We start from the raw sequence: 17174 nt of genomic DNA, 5'->3' as shown, positions 1-17174 counted from the left end.
AAACAGCACAAATCCAGTCAGAGCAATAAAGTGGAATTTCTATCAGATGTAACGACAGCGACATATGTCAAACATCTACGATCCTTTTTATATGCTTGTATGGAAAGAGGATATGTGGACAGGTTTAAAATAGAAATTCCTTTGTATGATAAAGAAGTCAAAGAGGTTTATACAGATGACGCATTAAAAAGCTGCCCAATAATCCCATTATTGAAAAGTGCTCTTTTTCTGAATGTCGAAATTGGGGGCTGACAAATTATTTTTTATGAATTTCTATCATATCTCTTTACTTTTCCGAATGAATAAAGTATAATAAATAACATCGCTCCAATGAGCGCAATAATTTAAAGAGGTATTTTCATGTACAACGACAAGACTATTATCTGCAAAGATTGCGGAGAAGAATTCATTTTTACTGCTGGTGAACAGGAGTTTTTTGCTGAAAAGGGCTTCACCAATGAGCCTCAGCGTTGCAAAGCCTGCCGTGGCGCGCGCAAGAACAATTCCGGCGGCGGTGCCAGACAGATGTTTGATGCTGTTTGCGCATCATGCGGAAATTCCTGCAAGGTTCCTTTTGAGCCCAGAAACGATCGTCCTGTTTATTGCAGCGAATGTTTTGAAGGCAACAGAAGATAACGACCTTTTAAAGCACCCTTCGGGGTGCTTTTTATTTTGTAAGCAGTCTTTGCGAAGCTGTCTGAAACAGGACGGTGCCAACATCGGCGAGGGGTACTGGAAAAGGCGTCCGGGGTTCGAGGTTTTGATCGATGATCAGAAAAAAACTGTCCACATCATGGACAGCTTCTTTTTTTACATTGCTCCGTGTTCCGGAAGCACATTCAGAAAGACTGCCGGCGGCATACGGCTGAGCCACAATGGATATCCATAACAAATTCAATGGAACATCACCAATAAAAACCATATTCCAGATAAGACTTTTTCTCCTCGACTATACTGGAAATATGTTATCTTTTAATAGGGTGATGATATGAATGACATTTACAATCCAAATAAGCAAATATTTGATCGTGATATGAGACCGTCCAAATCGAACTTCCTATTTAATTTTCAAAAATTCGCAGATAGAAATGCTTATCTGCCATGAAGAATCTGCTGAAAATCCGGGAATTAAAACGTATCAATCAGCTTGCGTTGGCTATGAGAATCGGCGTGTCGCAGGAAACCATCAGCGCGTTTGAATGCGGACGGTCAAATCCCAGTGTCAGTACCTTGTTAAAGCTTTGTGATGAATTGGATGTTTCGGCTGATTTCTTGCTTGACCGAACCGATGTTTCTTTTTCTATGAAACATTTTCTGCAAAAAGATCTGTCGGAAGCGGAACTGGAATTGCTGATCGCCTATCGAAGGCTTTCCATCTTTAAGCAGAAACGCGCTGTTGGGATCTTAATGGGTATGTTCTATCAGGAAGAATAGAGGAAAGAAACATGGCTGCTACCCGACACAAACAGCAAATGATGATATGGAAGCGTCTCGCTCTTCACAGCCGGCGCTGATATTCCATATCATATCGTAAAAGAGATTGTTTACCAGCCGTTTTTTCGGGCAAATTGTATAGGGGAATGCTTCGCCGCACCGTCTGCGCGCCGTATCCCGGTCGAAAGTCTTCCCGCTTGATTTTTCGGTCTTAATTTGTCGGAAAAGCTTGAAAAGACCGCCCGTAACGGATATAATAAGACATGGATTTTTTAATATGTTGGAGGTGACTCACTGTGGAAGCTGACCCTCGAGGGTATGCACTTGTGCAAAACACTACATATGGATGGGCCGGCGGAAAGCAGTGACAGGGCATTCCCCGTTCCATCCTGAAAGGAGACGGAAGAATGCTGAATATCTACCGCAGCTCCAACAGCAAGATTGTGGAGCTGGAAAACTTCGAGCCGGGCTGCTGGATCAATCTGACCGCGCCGACCGAAGAGGAGATCACCCTGGTCTGCCAGGCGACCGGCGCGCTGCCGGAGCTTGTCAAGGCCGCACTGGATGAGGAGGAGCGTTCCCGCATCGAACACGAGGAGGAGGAACATCAGACGCTGATCCTCGTCGACATCCCGCGCGTTGAAAAGGAAAACGACAGCTTCGTCTATACCACACTGCCTTTCGGCATCGTGCACTGCGAGGAATACATCATCACAACCTGCCTGATTGCGTCGCATCTGGTCCGCGACTTTCTGGACGGACGCATCCGCGGGCTGTACACCGCCAAGAAAACGCGGTTCATCTTCCAGCTGCTGCTGCAGAATGCAGGCAGGTACTTAAACTATCTGCGCCAGATCGATTCGGCCAGCAACCGGGTCCACACCGAAATGCAGAAAAGCTACCGGAATAAGGAGCTTCTGCAGATGATGGCGCTGGAAAAATCCCTGGTCTACTTCTCCACCTCGCTGAAAAGCAACGAGCTGGTGCTTGAAAAACTGCTGAGGGTGGAGTTTATCAAAAAATATTCGGATGACGAGGATATCCTGGAGGATGTCATCATCGAGAACAAACAGGCCATCGAGATGTGTTCGATTTACCGCGACATCCTTTCAGGCACCATGGACGCCTATGCGTCGATCATCTCGAATAACCTGAACATCGTCATGAAGCTACTGGCGGCGCTGACCATCGTCCTGGCGATTCCCGCAATCTTTGCGGCCTACTGGGGCATGAACGTGCCTGTCCCGTTTGAGGGGCATCCCTACGGGTTCTGGATTGTCATGGGCATCTCGCTGCTGGGCACGCTGGGCACCTTTATCTTCTTATGGAGAAAAAAGATGTTCTGAACCGGAATATAGAAAAAGAGCATCCCGTTTTTTGCGGGATGCTCTTTTTTGCAGCTTTTCAAGTCCTATGTAGTGCCGATCCAATCCGGATATGCACTATCGCATATTCAACGTCTGATCTATTTACTCCCGATCCGGATCCAATCCGAAACTGATACTCAATGCATGGTTAATCATATCCATGGAGGTTTCATCCAGTCTGCCCATCTTCTCTTTGAGCCGTTTCTTATCGATGGTTCTGATCTGTTCCAACAGGACCACCGAATCCTTTGAGAGACCGCAGTTCATGGATCGTAGTTCAATATGCGTCGGCAGTTTGGATTTCTCCTTCTGGCTGGTAATTGCAGCCGCAATCACGGTTGGGCTGTATTTATTTCCCACGTCATTCTGAACTATCAAAACAGGTCGGACTCCGCCTTGTTCAGATCCCACGACAGGACTCAAATCTGCATAATAAATTTCGCCTCTTTTGACAGTCACGCTTCTCACGCTCCGCCTTGTTTAAATTTTGTTCTGCTCTGATTGTATTTTAGCCGGTTTATCGGATGATTAATCATCGAATTCATAAAATTCTGAGAATGAAGCCGGGAAGGAATGTCCCTGAACCCGGCGGGATAAAAGACCGCGGCTATCCCACTATCATCTTATTGCCGGGACAGGCGATTTGACACTCTTGTCCCGGCCCGGCCCCGGCGCGTTCGGCCGTTTTGTGAAACAAAGAAGGCCGTTTGTGGCCGGACACTCCTGCAGAATTCATGGAAACAGCCGGATAAAAAACATTCCTGTTTTTCATCCGGCTGTTTCGGCTCGACCGACCTCTCCGAATCATTTCAGCACCGTCCGGCACATTCGCTGCACGGTGCCGCCGCGTGTACTGCTGTATCATAGACAGATAAAAAGGCGGACAGTTCGGAACCCTTCTTCCGGACTGTCCGCCATATTTTATTTGAATACTTGATATCAAAACTCCGCCGCCGTCGTTTACTGACAGGAATGCATATCCGCACCGGCATGAGGCTGCGTATTACTTGACAAAGCTGAAGTTGACAAACTCAACCTCCAGTTCATCCTGCGGGACATTGAGCCGCAGCGCGTTTCCGCTCTCCTTATCCAGCACAAGCTCGAAGTTGCCGGTCTCCATTTCGCCGGTCACGCAAAGGCCCGATTCTTTGAGCTGAACCCGAACGCCGTTCTGCCGGGTCACCATATCGATCGACGAGATGACCGTCTGCGTCACGGACGACGCCAAAAATGAATTGGGATCGAGTGAAAACTCCATCTCCTTATACGATACGGTCACAAGCTGCTCGGTGTAGACAAACTTGATGTCCTTGAGGGAATCCGGGCTTGTAAAGGTGACCGTCGCGGTGCCGCCGGCGTCCTTGGTAAAGACCGCCTGTGCCGTGATATCCCGGTATTTGATGTTCGCCGTGGTGTTGTATGCGCCGCCGTACGCTTCGCTGACCGCGGGCGGAATTGAGCTGTTCTTTCCGCCCGATCCGCCGGATGAGTCGCCGCCGGAACAGCCGGTAAAAAAGACCGTCAACAGAACCATCGACAAAAAGACCGCTAATCTCTTCATGCAAAAACCATCCTCCGCTGCCGCCAGCGATTTTGAAAGGCCGCCGGGACATGCCCGGTTCGCACCCTTCCCGCGGCGGGAGTTGGAAGGGAGGCCTTAACGTTGATGTTCCAGAAAGACCGCGCACAGATCATCCAGGATATCGGTCGGGAGCATGCCGTACTGGCTTTTGCGCAGCGCGCAGCGGTCCGCGGCAAGCCCGTGCAGATAGACGCCGGCGCACGCAGCCATAGCGGGATCGATTCCCTGCGCTGCAAAGCCCGCGATCATACCGGCCAGGATGTCCCCGCTGCCGCCCTTTGCAAGTCCCGGATTCCCGGTTGAATTGAAGTACAGCCGTCCATCCGGCGTGGTCACCACCGTATTATAATCCTTGAGCACCAGCACGACGCCGAATTTCTTCGCGAATTTCAGCGCGGCTTCGAGCTTATACCGCTGCAGGTTCTGCACGCTGCATTCGAGCAGCCGCGCCATTTCCCCCATATGCGGCGTCAGGATGACCGGGGCCTTTCTCTCTTTCAGTATATTTATATTCCGCGCGATCAAATTTATGCCATCCGCATCGATAATCAATGGTTTTTCACAGTTCCTGATCAGATGCGTGAGGTTTTCATGGGTATTGTCGTTCACACCCATGCCGCAGCCAATCAGGCAGGCCGAATAGCCCTGCAGCTTCTCGGCCAGCAGGGTGTGCGCATCAGATGCTACCAGATGCCCTTCTGTTTCCGGAAGCGGCAGCATCGTGGCCTCGACAAGATGCCCGGCCAGCGGCAGGATCAGGCTCTCCGGGGACGCGGCTGTGACAAGGCCCGTCCCTACCCGCAGCGCGGCCTTTGTGGACATCACCGCCGCGCCGGTCATGCCGAAGCTTCCGCTGACATTCATCAGCTTGCCATAGGTGCCCTTGTTGGCGTCGTCCCGTCGTTTTTTCACCGCCGAAAAGACCATATCTTCATCGATCAGCTGCGCTTTTGTTTTAACCGCGAGATGGGCGTCCTCCGGAATTCCGATCGATTTGAGCTCGATGCGGCCGCACTGGTGCTTGCTGACATTTGAGACATGCGCATATTTATAGCTGTCGAATACGATGGTGCAGTCGGCCCTGACAGCTCTTTCATCCACCGTGCACTCATCCGCGCTGACGCCGCTGGGAATGTCCAGCGCATAGACCTGCGCCTTGCTGGCGTTGATGATATCGGTGATCTTGATTGCCTTCTCGCTGAGCGCGCCTTTAAAGCCGGTGCCGTAAACGGCATCGACAATGATGTCGCTCTTCTTGATGAACCCGTAAACCGCACCAAGATCGACATCCGCGTCACTGATATGGATGTCGAGCTGCTTGGCAACCAGATACATTTCATATGCCTCGGTCGTCTGCGGGATGCCGTCGGTCAGCAGGATGAGCACATTCGCGCCCATCTGCGAAAGCTTGCGCGCGACGACAAAGCCGTCTCCGCCGTTGTTTCCCTTTCCGCAGAAGACCGAGCAGTTCATATTCTCCACCGCGTTCTGCTTACGGATGACATTGAACGCCGCCGTGCCCGCGTTTTCCATCAAATCCAGGAAGGCGGCCCCCATCCGGTTGGCCTCATTCTCTACGGTTTTCATCTGCTTTGCTGTCAGGATATACAATCTTATGACCTCCTATCAAACCTGTCGCGCCCGTGTCTCATTTTACTGCCTGCAGAGGAATCTTTCAACCGCCTGAAAGATTGATGCACAGCGATTCTGCTGTTCCCATATACCAATCAACCATGCTTATCCGCGCGCTTTTGCATCGCCACGATCTCCTGAAAGCGCTTTTGTGAGGGTGTGCCGCCGATCTTTTCCTTTGCAGGAAAGCCCTGATCGAATGCCGCGGAAGCGTCCTGATCGACTTCATAAACCGCATCCTCTATATACCGTCCCCTGATGCCTGACAGAGCGTTTTCATACAATTCACAGACCTGAAGCGCCGCGGCATACATGTTGTCCGCCGTCCGGATGCCGAACTGTTCCGCGGCCGCAAACCCCTGCCGTCCATAGTAAGCCGGGTCGCCGCAAAGCAATATCGCACGGAACCCCATTTTTCGGGCCAGCTCCCGCGTGTATCCAATGAGTCTGCGGCCGACGCCTTTGCGCTGATACTCCGGCAGCACCGCAATCGGCCCCAAGCTCAGCACCTCATATGTTTTTCCATCATCCCCATGGATGACAGCCTTCATATAGGCGATATTTCCGACAATCCTGCCGTCATGTACCGCGACTACATCCAGCTGGGGAAGAAACGCAGGGTTCCCGCGCATGATATGCAGCAGATAATGCTCATTGCAGCCGGGAGAAAAGTGGTTCCAGAACGCCTCTCTTGTGACGGTTTCCGTCTTCCGGTAATCCGCTGGCTGTTCCAGCCTCAGTTGTATATCCATTTTTCTCTCCTTACTGCTCTATATCAATATCGGCACCCTGCAGAAATGCATTTACTGCAATACAATGCCACGATCGTTCCATGAATCTGACATATGATGCCACGACCGTCCGGTTTTCATAAACAGAATACTATGGTTTTTCAACTCTCTTGAACACAATACCATGCTCGTCCAGCTTATTTGAACACGACACCATGTTCATCCGGCTCATTTGGACACGATCCCATGGTTCTTCCGGCTTACCTGACGCAATGCCGTGTCCATCCGGACCACCTGAATGCAATGTCATGTCCGTCCGGACCACCTGAATGCAATGTCATGTCCGTCCGGACCACCTGGACATGATGCTATGATTCTTCAGATTCACCCGAACCAATGTCAATGTGCTTTTGCCAGCATACCTTCATTGAAATTACAGGTACTCTTCTGAACATTTCGTTTCGGGACACCTGTTCTGATTTGGGGTTTCGCCGTCCGAAAGCTTCGCTATCTGTTCCTGAAGCTTTGACGCCACCACAAATGCCACCGCATATTCCCTGCAGTGGGACAGGCTCAATTCAAAGTGCCATCCTTCTTCCCGGACCCTCTGTGCCAGCGGCCCCGAAAAAGCAAGGATTGGCTTTCCAAGCGCATCGTGCCTCACCGACACATCCTGCAGGGAGAACCCCCGAACACCGGTGCCGATGGCTTTGGAGAACGCCTCTTTTGCCGCGAACCCGGCGGCAATGGTCTGGATCGGAAAGGAGCGGCTTTCAAAATAGGACTGCTCCTCTATAGAAAATACCCTCGTCAAAAAACGAGGGTTTTCCATACTTTTTGCAATGCGTTCAATCTCGACCATGTCGACACCGACGCCGCATATGCTGTTATTCTTCCCGTACACCGTCATACACCTCGTCATATTCGTTCATTCTGGCGCGGATGGCTTCCAGAATTTCTTCATTTGGATTGAAGAGAATCAGGGTTTGTCCCTTGGTGCGGTCCTTCATCTCGATGACCCAGGTGTTGTTTTTGGATGGATCCCGCGGCGATATGCAGGCCTCCAGCACATAGTTGTAATCCTGCCGGTTGACATTGCTGTCGTACGGCGCCAGTCTGGTGATGCGTTTACAGTCAAACTTGACCATCGGGATGACCTTGCGGCCCGAGTTGACCTGCTGAATCTCAAAGAAACCGTTTTTGACAGCATATTTATAATCGACATACAGTCCCATCCAGACCTTCCAGACGCCGAACGCGCAGGCAATCGCCGCGCCGACCGCAAAGATGGAAAACAACAGGTTGTTCATCGAGGTCATGATGCCGTATGCGCCGGACATCACGATCACGGCCAGCAGAAACGCGCCCCACCAGATCAGGCGGTGGAATCTCACCCGTTCCCGCTCCACCGTGTGGACAACGGCCTTCGCCGTGGTCTGGACAATTTCGTCATCCTCATATCCTTCCAGTTTTTCAACCGCTTCGCCATAGGTCATGGTCATATATTCGCTCTCGTCGTCCTGCTCTTCGGGCTGGACAGACTGCTGTTCATCGATTTCCTGCGTCTCCCCGGTTTCTTCCCGGAGATTTTCCTGTTCGTTCATGCAAACGCCCCCTTTATGATGCTATTATACCATCTTTCCCCCCGAATGGAATGAAAAATTTATAAATTATTACAATCCTTCTTCGCTTTTTGCCGTATGTAAAAATCTGCTTGCCAAACAGGGGCCGATATGCTATACTACAACAAAAGAATATTGCCTTCATCGTTATAGCCGCCGGGTTATGGGGATACTAAGAAGAAGGCAGTCGCAAAGGTGTCATTAGGCCTGTGGATACCGCGGGTCTGGTGATTTTTTATTTGGGGAGGAACGTATGGAACAGACCGCTATCTTACAGAAAAACATCTACCGTGTCACGCTGCAGTATGTCTCGCTGAACGTCATCAGCATGCTGGGCCTGTCGCTGTACATTCTGGCCGACACCTTCTTTGTTGCGAACGGCGTCGGCAACAACGGGCTGGTCGCGCTGAATCTGGCGCTTCCGGTCTATTCACTGATCAACGGCATCGGACTGATGATCGGCGTCGGAGGCGCGACGCGTTTTTCCATCGCCGTCGGCGAAGGCAGCCGTGAGCAGTGCAACAAAATCTTCACCCATTCCCTCCTGCTGGGACTGGTTCTCGCGGGGATTCTCACGCTGCTCGGCGTGTTCTGCTCCGACCAGCTCGCAAATTTGATGGGTGCGAAGGGCGGTTCCCATGCGCTTGCGTCCACCTATTTAAAAACCGTGCTGTGCTTTTCACTTGCCTTTATTCCGAACAACATCCTGATTGCGTTTGTGCGCAACGACGGCAGCCCGCAGCTCGCCATGACTGCCATGCTGGTGGCCAGCTTCGGCAATATCCTGCTCGACTACATCTTCGTCTTCCCGCTTGGGATGGGGATATTCGGCGCTGCCTTTGCAACCGGCATTGCGCCGATTCTCAGTATGTGCGTGCTGTCCTCGCATTTTCTGCGCAAACGGCATCATTTCAAACTCCAGCGGTGTCCGCTGCGTCCGCACCGGTTTGTGTCCATCGTATCGACCGGCATGCCGTCTCTGGTCAATGAGATTTCGACCGGCATCGTCCTGTTGATCTTCAACCAGGTGATTCTGAGCATCGCCGGGGACACCGGCGTCGGCGCGTACAGCATTGTCGCGAACATTGCGCTGGTCTGCATCTCGATCTTCACCGGCGTCGCGCAGGGGATGCAGCCGGTCGTCAGTCTCTGCTACGGCGCCAAAAAGCCAAAGAACATCCGGCGCGCCTTTTTGACCTCCTGTATCTGTGTGTTCGTGCTGGGCACGCTGGTCTATCTGGTTAGCAACCTGTTTCCGGAACAGATCATCGCACTCTTTAACCGGGACGGCAACGAGCAGCTCGCGCTGCTTGCCGCCGACGGCATCCGGCTTTACTTCACGGCGTTTTTGCTGATGGGCGTAAGCATTGTGACCATCTCGCTGTTTGCCTGCATCGCGCGGCCAAAGCCGTCCTTCCTGATCTCCATCCTGCGCGGCTTCGTGCTGACCATCCTGTTTATCGTTGTCCTTCCTCAAATCTGGGGCATGACCGGCGTATGGCTTTCCGTCCCGGCCGCCGAGCTGGTCTGCTTCCTGCTCAGCGGAATTCTGGTGCTTTATTTATTCCGCAGCATGCCGCATGAGGATGCACCTGAACCATCTAAAGACGTTTCACATGCGTCATAGAATTATCCGGCCGTTCGGAATCCACCGGACGGCCGGTTTTTCTTTTCCACTGTCTTGTCATAAGACACCATATGGGCGCTTCTCGTCCATCATATGCTTTATAGGGCTTCGTCCCCTGAGGGACATCTCTGTCCGCGCCCCCATTACAGATCATATATCTGACAAATCACCGCGCTTCAGATGTTGGTCTCAGTATTCCGGCTGCCGCCGTACCAATGTCTTCGGACGTTCTCGCACCTCCGCTTCGTTCATCTCGCCGCCTGCCGATATGCTGTGAACTGCGGCGGCTTGAATGGCTGTTTTCCTTGCAACTTCCCGGTTTCTATGGTATGATATTTTCCATAACAGAAAGATTTGGGGAGGGCTTTTTATGACAGTCAAGGAACTTGCGCAAAAGCTGGGATTTACAGTTATTTCAGGGGAAACATCGCTTCAGCGGCAGATTGACGGCGTGTACTGCTGTGACCTGCTGAGCATTGTGATGGGCCGCGCGCCGGCCGACAGCGCGTGGATTACGGTGATGGGCAACATCAACGCGGTCGCCGTCGCGGTGCTGGCCGATGTGTCCTGCATCATCATCGCCGAAAACGTGCAGTGCGATGCGGAAGGCAAATCCAAGGCGCTCCAGCAGGACGTCGCCGTACTGCAGTCCGAGCTGCCGGTCTATGAAACCGCTGCGGCGGTCGCAAAGCTGCTGTCATGAGCGGCGCATTCTACGACCTTCATCTGCATTCCTGCCTGTCTCCCTGCGGCGACAATGACATGACGCCGAACAACATCGCGAACATGGCGGTGCTCAACGGCCTGCAGATCATCGCGCTGACCGACCACAACAGCTGCAAAAACTGCCCGGCAATTCTGAAAGCGGCACAGGAACTGCCGCTGACCGTCATCCCTGGCATGGAGCTGTGTACCTCCGAGGAGGTGCACGTTGTCTGCCTGTTTTACAGCCTCGCCGAGGCGATGGCCTTTGACGCCTATGTGCATGAAAAGCTGCCGGACATCCAAAACCGGCCGGATATCTTTGGCGAGCAGCGGATTCTGGACGAACAGGACAACCTCATCGGCACCGAGCCGAAGCTTTTGATCAACGCCGCGGACATCTCGGTCATGGATTTAAAGGAACTGTCCCGGCAGTTCCATATGCTCTGTTTCCCGGCGCATATCGACAAGGATTCCAACAGCATCATCGCCAACCTCGGCTGGATTCCCGATGAGTGCGCCTTTACGGCGGTGGAAATCGCGCATGTGGAGAATATCGAACCCTACCGGCAGCAGTACCCGAACATCCGGCCGATGCGTGTCGTGACCGACTCGGACGCGCACTATCTGTGGGATATCGCCGAAGCGGTCCGCACCCTTCCTGTGGACCCGGCACATCCCGAACAGCTGCTGGACCTGCTGCAGTCCGCAGCCGGATAACTTTGATTTCCAGTGGTCTTTGATGAATCCGGTCCTTGAATCGGTGTTTGGAGCATTCCGCATGATCATGCCCGGTTCGCGCCGATATATCTTCCCGCATACCGGCAAAGAAACGCTGCGCGGGCCGGCAGAGACACTGCCGGCTGCAGCCTTATCCGCAGAAATTTCAGCAAAGGAGTCGATGCGCTTGCAACTGGAACCGCTGAACGAACGGTTTTCCATTTATGTATCCAAGGAACACACCTTCGGAACCGACGCGTTTCTGCTTTCGGATTTCGCCGCGCCCCGCAGGAAGGACACCGTCTGCGATCTGGGCACCGGCTGCGGCATCATCCCGCTGCTGTGGTTCCGCAGCCAAGATGCCGCGCCCAGGCACATCACGGCGGTGGACATTCAGGCAAAGGCCATTGAACAGCTCAAAAGGACGGTACGCCGAAACGGCCTTGAAAGCCGCGTCACGCCGCTGCTTGCCGACCTCAAGGCGCTCGGCGGCGTTCTCCCCGCGGCTTCGTTCGATCTGATCACCTGCAACCCGCCGTACAAGGCACCGGACGCGGGCATTCAGAGCCTGTCCCCAAGCGAACGGATTGCCAGGCACGAGGTGCTCTGTACGCTGGAGGACATCTGCCGGACCGCTTCTCGCCTGCTTCGCTTTGGCGGCTCGTTCTGCCTGTGCCAGCGTCCGGAACGGCTGGTGGATGTGGTGGACGCCATGCGCGGCAGCGGCATCGAGCCCAAGCGCCTGCGCTTCGTGCAGAAGAACGCCCGGTCGCGCCCGTGGCTCTTTCTGGTGCAGGGAAAAAAGGGGGCAAAATCCTTTCTGCGCGTGGAACCGCCGTTTTTAATGGATTCCCCCGAAGCCGAACGGTTATACCGTGTAAAAGATACCGATATGTAGCATCCTTTCGCTGCATATCGGTATCTTTTTGCCTTGCGCCTGCATAGACTGGTAGAAGCGTTTTGTTTTTCCCGCGTGCGTAAAAGGGGGAAACAAGCTTAAAAAAAGACATGAACACCAACGGCAAAGGAGCGTTTCGACATGTGTGAACATCAGACCAATCAGCTGCAGGCCGAATGGCCCGGCTACGATTACTACGATCACGACTGGCTGCAGGCAGGCGGGGACCTGGATGACTTCATCTTTTACGACGACATGGATTCGCATGTCAGCGAGCGGTAATTCGTACTTAGCCGGCCAGTTCCCGGGTCCTGTCCTCGACAATGCGGCCGTCCAGAATGCGGATGGTGCGGTCGACCGAATCGGCAATCGCGTTGTCGTGCGTGATCAGGATCACGGTTTTCCCCTCGGCATGCAGTTCCCGCAGAATCTCCATAACGGTTTCACCGGACCGGCTGTCCAGATTGCCGGTCGGTTCATCCGCCAGAATGATCGGCGGGCGGGCGGCGATGGCCCGCGCGATGGCCACCCGCTGCTGCTGTCCGCCCGACATCTGGGACGGCAGGTGATCGACCCGCTCGGACAGGCCCACCCTATGCAGCGCGTCCAGCGCGATGGCCTGCCGTTCTTCCCGGCCCATCCTGCGGTAGAGCAGCGGCAGCTCGACATTCTCCAGCGCGCTCAGGTTGCTGACCAGATTAAACCCCTGAAAGATGAACCCGATCGTCTTGTTGCGGATTTCCGACAGCGCATCGTCGGGCATCGAGCCGATGCCGGTGCCGTTCAGGATGTACCGGCCGCTCGACGGGATATCCAAACAGCCCAATATATTCATCAGCGTCGATTTTCCGGAGCCGGACTGTCCGACAATCGAGACATATTCCCCTTCATCAACCTGTAAGCTGACGTTGTCCAGCGCTCTGACTTCATTTTCACCCGGGTTATAAATTTTTGAAACGTTTTTGATATCGATCAGGTGTTCCATCTCATCACTCTTTCCTCAAATGATTCCAATCCATCTTTATTATGAGCCGATTGGGGAAAAATAAAGACCGGGACAAGGGTCATCAGAAAATTTTTCTGTTTTTGTGAGATTGCACTTCACTATTTGCCGAGAAAGTGGTATATTATAATAGATATCAAGAAGACATTCGCAAATCGTCTTTGATTCCGGTCCCGTATTGATGCTGCGGGATGAAATAGATTGTCTCAAAGGTCCAAAAGAGGTGTGTATAAAAACGATGAGAAAAGAAAAATCATGCGGTGCATTGGTTTACAAATGTGAAAACAACAAAATTCAGATACTGCTGCTCAAACACCGTTACGGCGAACACTGGTCCTTCCCGAAAGGACATGTTGAAAGCGGCGAAAACGAGATTCAGACCGCGCTGCGGGAAATCCGGGAGGAAACCGGGCTGAAGGTCCATATCCAGGACAACTTCCGGGAATGCGTCTACTACAGCCCGAAGCCGGACACAAAAAAGATGGTCGTCTATTTCCTGGCCTATCCGCTGACCGATATCATCAAGAAACAGGATGAGGAGATCGGGGATATCATGTGGGCGGATATGGAAGAGGCGCTCAGGATCGTCACCTTCAAGAATGACCGCGAGCTTCTTGGGAAAGCCAAGGAATATCTGAAAAAACACGCGCCGGTCAACCAAACTGTATAAGCGTTCATTGTCCATCTATCCGTTCGGATAAATGGGCAATATCTTTTGAAATGATTTTTGAAAACAAACGACAGGAGCTTGTTTATCATGCAACCGAATGAAATAAAACGTTCGTCCTTTTTTTCCTTTCCGACCAGGGTCATTGCCGTCAGCTTTTTCTGCGTCATCATCACCGGCACGATCCTGCTGATGCTGCCGGTCAGCTCCCGGGATGGACAGATGACCGGTTTTATCGACTGCCTGTTCACGTCGACCAGCGCCACCTGCGTGACCGGCCTGATCGTATTTGACACCTACATCAAATGGAGCCTGTTCGGACAGACCGTCATTCTGATTCTGATTCAGATCGGCGGACTGGGACTTGTCACGCTGACCACCTTCTTCAATGTCATCGTCGGGCGCAAGCTCGGGCTGCGCGGCCTCAAGCTGGCGCAGGAAACGGTCAACCACATCAGCCTGATCGATGTGACCAAGATGGTGCGGATCGTTGTCTGGCTGTCCCTGATCGTGGAATTTGCGGGCTCGCTGCTGCTGAGCACGCACTTCGTCCCGAAATACGGCGCGGACGGCGTGTTCATCTCGATCTTTCTGGCCGTATCCTCCTTCTGCAACGCGGGCTTCGATATCCTCGGACGGGAGGGCGCTTTCAGCAGCCTGACCAACTATCAGGGTGAACCGCTCGTCCTGATCACCATCGCCGCCCTGATTGTGATCGGCGGACTCGGTTTCATCGTCTGGTATGATCTGATGAACTACCGAAAGACCAAGCGGCTGATGCTGCACACCAAGGTTGTGCTGATCATGACCATCGGGCTGATTGTATTCGGCTTCCTCGGATTCCTGCTGTTCGAATGGAACAATCCCGAAACGCTCGGCTCCCTGCCCACCGAACAGCGGTTCCTGGGCGCGTTCTTCCAATCGATTACCATGCGAACGGCCGGGTTCAACAGCATTGACATGAATGCCATGCACGGCATCACGAAGTTTATGTCCATCGGGCTGATGTTCATCGGCGCCGCGCCGGGTTCGACCGGCGGCGGCATCAAGGTGACGACCTTTGCGGTCATCCTGATGACGGTGTTCTGTGTCGCGCGCGGCAAGGAGGACACCACCATCACCCGGAAATGCATTGACAAGCATGTCGTGTATAAATCGCTGGCCATCACCTGCATTGCGCTGTTTGCGGTCGGCATTGCGGCCATGACCATCTTCTTCACGACCGATTCCCCACTGGTCAGCGGCATCAACTCGCTGTTTGAGGCGGTATCCGCCTTCGCAACCGTCGGCGTCAGTGTCGGCATCTCAGGCGTTGCAAGCGTTCTGAGCAAGGTCATCCTGATCATCACGATGTTTATCGGGCGCGTCGGCCCGGTATCCCTCGCGCTGTTCTTCACCATGCGCAGGAGCAGGAACAAGAAATCCGTCATGCCCCAGGGAAAAATCATCGTCGGGTGACGGCAGAAGCTCCCGATACCTGGTCTCTATCGAACCGACGTCCGTGTTCTAACTCAGAATAACAGAAGATTATAAAACCGGCCCGGATGACGCTGTATGCTTCATCCGGGCCGGTTTGTATATTTCTAAAAAAGAATCGGCTCTCTGGAGCAGACGCGGAGAGTGCATACATGATAAATCATGTTGTCCAGATCTCCATCCCCTATTCTTATCCTGTATATGCTCGATGCCGGAATCTCTTTTGCTGATACCGGCCCAATTTAACCGATATACTGATCGTCACCGTTGTAAAGCGTCCGGTAACCCCACCACAGGGAAAGGAAGACACTCAGGCAGACGGAGGCACAGATCGCGATCATGATGGCGATCTGGTACATGATGGCCGTGGTCGGCAGCGTGCCGGAAAGGATCTGGCCGGTCATCATGCCGGGCAGAAAGATGATGCCCATGCCGAGCATCGAATTGATGGTCGGCAGCAGGGCCGATTCCAGCGCGCGGTTGACAAACGGCCGCAGGATGGTCTTGAAGCTCAGCCCGAGATTGACCATCATTTCGATTTTGCCGCGCTGGGTTTCGATGCTTTCCATAAAGGTTTTCAGCCCCAGCGAGACGCCGGTCATGGCGTTGCCGATGATCATACCGGCCAGCGGGATGGTGTACTGCGGGTTGAACACATCCTCCCCCACCACCGCACAGACGAAGAAAATCAGGACCGCCAGCCCCGAAACGCCCAACGCCAGCGCGACGCCGGCCTTGAACCTGCGGTTCAGGTCCTTTCGGGTGGAAAGCACCCGGTGGATGGAGAACACGAGCATCGCTGCCAGAAACAGGACTGTGAAAACCGGATGCGGATGCTCGAAGATATACTGCAGCAGCAAACCGACTAGAATCAGCTGCACGGTCATGCGGATGCTGGCGATGAACAGCAGCTTCGTTTTGGACGCCTTGGCGCGCTTCATGATGATCAGCACCACAATCAGCAGCAGATAAATCAGAAGAAACTGCCAGAGGGTCAGCTGTACGGCCCCGTTCATACGGCATTCCTCCTCTGCAGTTCGACGATACACTCCTGATAGGTTTCGACAAGCGTCCGGTCATGGCTCACAATAATCGGCGTCATCTTCTTTTCTCTGCAGAAACCGATCAGGTTTTCCATCATGCCGTGTGCATTCGCCTGGTCCAGCGCGCTGGTCGGCTCGTCCAGCAGAAGAACAGGCGGCGCAAAGGACAAAAACAGCGCGATGTACAGCCGCTGCTTCTCACCGCCGGACAGATTGGCCGTCGGCTGATCCAACGGAAACTGCAGCATGCAGATGCGCAGGATCTTTTCCAAATATGCCTCATCGGGAAGAAAGCATTCGCGCAGACGGTACACCGTCTCAAAATTTTCGAGAATTGTGCCGTCAAACAGGTACGCCGACTGCGATACGAGCGATACCTCCCGGCGCAGCGGGATACTGTCATAGGCTTCAATGGGACGTCCCCTGTACAGCAGGCTTCCGCTGCTCGGTGAGATGGAGCGGTTGAACAGCTTCAGCAGCGTGCTCTTTCCGGATCCGCTCTCTCCTGTCAGAAACGTCACCTTGTTTTCCGGTATCCCGATATCCTGATATTCCAGAAAGCCCTGATAGCAAAGCGCTTTGGTTTGAAACAGCATCTCCTGCATATGAATCATCTCCCCGTTGACATTTACACTGTTTGATCTTGTCTTTCTATCTATTATATCATATC

At 53.1% G+C, this 17174-nt stretch carries 19 protein-coding genes; 10 read left to right on the top strand and 9 right to left on the bottom strand.

Annotation, left to right across the window (positions count from 1 at the left end; genetic code table 11):
* Nucleotides 1-360 precede the first annotated feature (360 nt).
* The 3 genes from BN348_RS13475 to BN348_RS02010 all read left to right on the top strand — a co-directional run bounded on the left by BN348_RS13475 (nucleotide 361) and on the right by BN348_RS02010 (nucleotide 2780).
* Nucleotides 361-636: a zinc-ribbon domain containing protein gene (locus tag BN348_RS13475; RefSeq protein WP_082020741.1), complete on the top strand. Its 276-nt coding sequence runs from the start codon at nucleotides 361-363 to the stop codon at nucleotides 634-636.
* A gap of 465 nt (nucleotides 637-1101) precedes the next feature.
* Entirely contained in the window at nucleotides 1102-1434 is a 333-nt protein-coding gene (locus tag BN348_RS12860; protein WP_052446635.1) for a helix-turn-helix domain-containing protein, read from the top strand.
* Nucleotides 1435-1841: 407 nt separating this feature from the next.
* A complete protein-coding gene (locus tag BN348_RS02010; protein WP_040195857.1) occupies nucleotides 1842-2780 on the top strand; it encodes a magnesium transporter CorA family protein in 939 nt (312 codons plus the stop codon).
* Nucleotides 2781-2903: 123 nt separating this feature from the next.
* Here BN348_RS02010 and BN348_RS02005 read toward each other — a convergent pair whose 3' ends face one another.
* From BN348_RS02005 to BN348_RS01980, 6 genes are all read right to left on the bottom strand, one after another.
* Nucleotides 2904-3260, bottom strand: a complete 357-nt coding sequence (locus BN348_RS02005; RefSeq protein ID WP_040195856.1) for a type II toxin-antitoxin system PemK/MazF family toxin — start codon at nucleotides 3258-3260, stop codon at nucleotides 2904-2906.
* A gap of 544 nt (nucleotides 3261-3804) precedes the next feature.
* Entirely contained in the window at nucleotides 3805-4362 is a 558-nt protein-coding gene (locus tag BN348_RS02000; RefSeq protein WP_040195855.1) for a hypothetical protein, read from the bottom strand.
* Nucleotides 4363-4458: 96 nt separating this feature from the next.
* Entirely contained in the window at nucleotides 4459-5994 is a 1536-nt protein-coding gene (locus tag BN348_RS01995) for a bifunctional ADP-dependent NAD(P)H-hydrate dehydratase/NAD(P)H-hydrate epimerase (RefSeq protein ID WP_052446634.1), read from the bottom strand.
* 116 nt (nucleotides 5995-6110) lie between these two features.
* Entirely contained in the window at nucleotides 6111-6767 is a 657-nt protein-coding gene (locus BN348_RS01990) for a GNAT family N-acetyltransferase (protein ID WP_040195854.1), read from the bottom strand.
* 412 nt (nucleotides 6768-7179) lie between these two features.
* Nucleotides 7180-7650 carry a holo-ACP synthase gene (acpS, locus tag BN348_RS01985; RefSeq protein WP_197068261.1) on the bottom strand — a complete coding sequence of 157 codons (471 nt, stop codon included), beginning with the start codon at nucleotides 7648-7650 and terminating at the stop codon, nucleotides 7180-7182.
* Complete coding sequence (locus BN348_RS01980; protein WP_040195853.1) at nucleotides 7634-8350, bottom strand: hypothetical protein; 717 nt, start codon at nucleotides 8348-8350, stop codon at nucleotides 7634-7636. The genes acpS and BN348_RS01980 overlap by 17 nt, the downstream gene beginning before the upstream one ends.
* Before the next feature lie 271 nt (nucleotides 8351-8621).
* On the opposite strand from BN348_RS01980, the gene BN348_RS01975 reads away from it, so the two are divergent.
* The 5 genes from BN348_RS01975 to BN348_RS13790 all read left to right on the top strand — a co-directional run bounded on the left by BN348_RS01975 (nucleotide 8622) and on the right by BN348_RS13790 (nucleotide 12597).
* The gene (locus tag BN348_RS01975) at nucleotides 8622-9995 is read left to right on the top strand and encodes an MATE family efflux transporter (RefSeq protein WP_052446632.1); all 1374 of its coding nucleotides are present in this window, start codon (nucleotides 8622-8624) and stop codon (nucleotides 9993-9995) included.
* A gap of 370 nt (nucleotides 9996-10365) precedes the next feature.
* Nucleotides 10366-10698 carry a DRTGG domain-containing protein gene (locus BN348_RS01970; protein WP_040195852.1) on the top strand — a complete coding sequence of 111 codons (333 nt, stop codon included), beginning with the start codon at nucleotides 10366-10368 and terminating at the stop codon, nucleotides 10696-10698.
* Entirely contained in the window at nucleotides 10695-11417 is a 723-nt protein-coding gene (locus tag BN348_RS01965) for a PHP domain-containing protein (protein WP_040195851.1), read from the top strand. The genes BN348_RS01970 and BN348_RS01965 overlap by 4 nt, the downstream gene beginning before the upstream one ends.
* A gap of 181 nt (nucleotides 11418-11598) precedes the next feature.
* The gene (locus BN348_RS01960; RefSeq protein ID WP_040195886.1) at nucleotides 11599-12315 is read left to right on the top strand and encodes a tRNA1(Val) (adenine(37)-N6)-methyltransferase; all 717 of its coding nucleotides are present in this window, start codon (nucleotides 11599-11601) and stop codon (nucleotides 12313-12315) included.
* A 141-nt stretch (nucleotides 12316-12456) separates the two neighbouring features.
* Nucleotides 12457-12597 carry a hypothetical protein gene (locus tag BN348_RS13790; protein ID WP_156136382.1) on the top strand — a complete coding sequence of 47 codons (141 nt, stop codon included), beginning with the start codon at nucleotides 12457-12459 and terminating at the stop codon, nucleotides 12595-12597.
* Nucleotides 12598-12604: 7 nt separating this feature from the next.
* On the opposite strand, the gene BN348_RS01955 is transcribed toward BN348_RS13790, so the two are convergent.
* Nucleotides 12605-13300 carry an ABC transporter ATP-binding protein gene (locus BN348_RS01955; RefSeq protein ID WP_040195850.1) on the bottom strand — a complete coding sequence of 232 codons (696 nt, stop codon included), beginning with the start codon at nucleotides 13298-13300 and terminating at the stop codon, nucleotides 12605-12607.
* A gap of 256 nt (nucleotides 13301-13556) precedes the next feature.
* Between BN348_RS01955 and BN348_RS01950 the strand changes: the two genes are divergently transcribed.
* Together BN348_RS01950 and BN348_RS01945 are read left to right on the top strand one after the other, a co-directional pair.
* The gene (locus tag BN348_RS01950; protein ID WP_040195849.1) at nucleotides 13557-13988 is read left to right on the top strand and encodes a bis(5'-nucleosyl)-tetraphosphatase; all 432 of its coding nucleotides are present in this window, start codon (nucleotides 13557-13559) and stop codon (nucleotides 13986-13988) included.
* An 87-nt stretch (nucleotides 13989-14075) separates the two neighbouring features.
* Complete coding sequence (locus tag BN348_RS01945; RefSeq protein WP_040195848.1) at nucleotides 14076-15443, top strand: TrkH family potassium uptake protein; 1368 nt, start codon at nucleotides 14076-14078, stop codon at nucleotides 15441-15443.
* Between the two features lie 260 nt (nucleotides 15444-15703).
* On the opposite strand, the gene BN348_RS01940 is transcribed toward BN348_RS01945, so the two are convergent.
* A complete protein-coding gene (locus tag BN348_RS01940; RefSeq protein ID WP_040195847.1) occupies nucleotides 15704-16477 on the bottom strand; it encodes an ABC transporter permease in 774 nt (257 codons plus the stop codon).
* Nucleotides 16474-17109 (bottom strand): ABC transporter ATP-binding protein, encoded by a 636-nt coding sequence (locus BN348_RS01935; protein WP_040195846.1) that lies wholly within the window; start codon nucleotides 17107-17109, stop codon nucleotides 16474-16476. Before BN348_RS01935 ends, BN348_RS01940 begins: the two co-directional genes overlap by 4 nt.
* Between the last annotated feature and the right edge of the window lie 65 nt (nucleotides 17110-17174).

The sequence above is a fragment of the Candidatus Soleaferrea massiliensis AP7 genome, from assembly GCF_000820765.1.
GTDB lineage: Bacteria > Bacillota > Clostridia > Oscillospirales > Ruminococcaceae > Soleaferrea > Soleaferrea massiliensis.
This window is presented reverse-complemented; position numbering and strand designations above follow the sequence as displayed.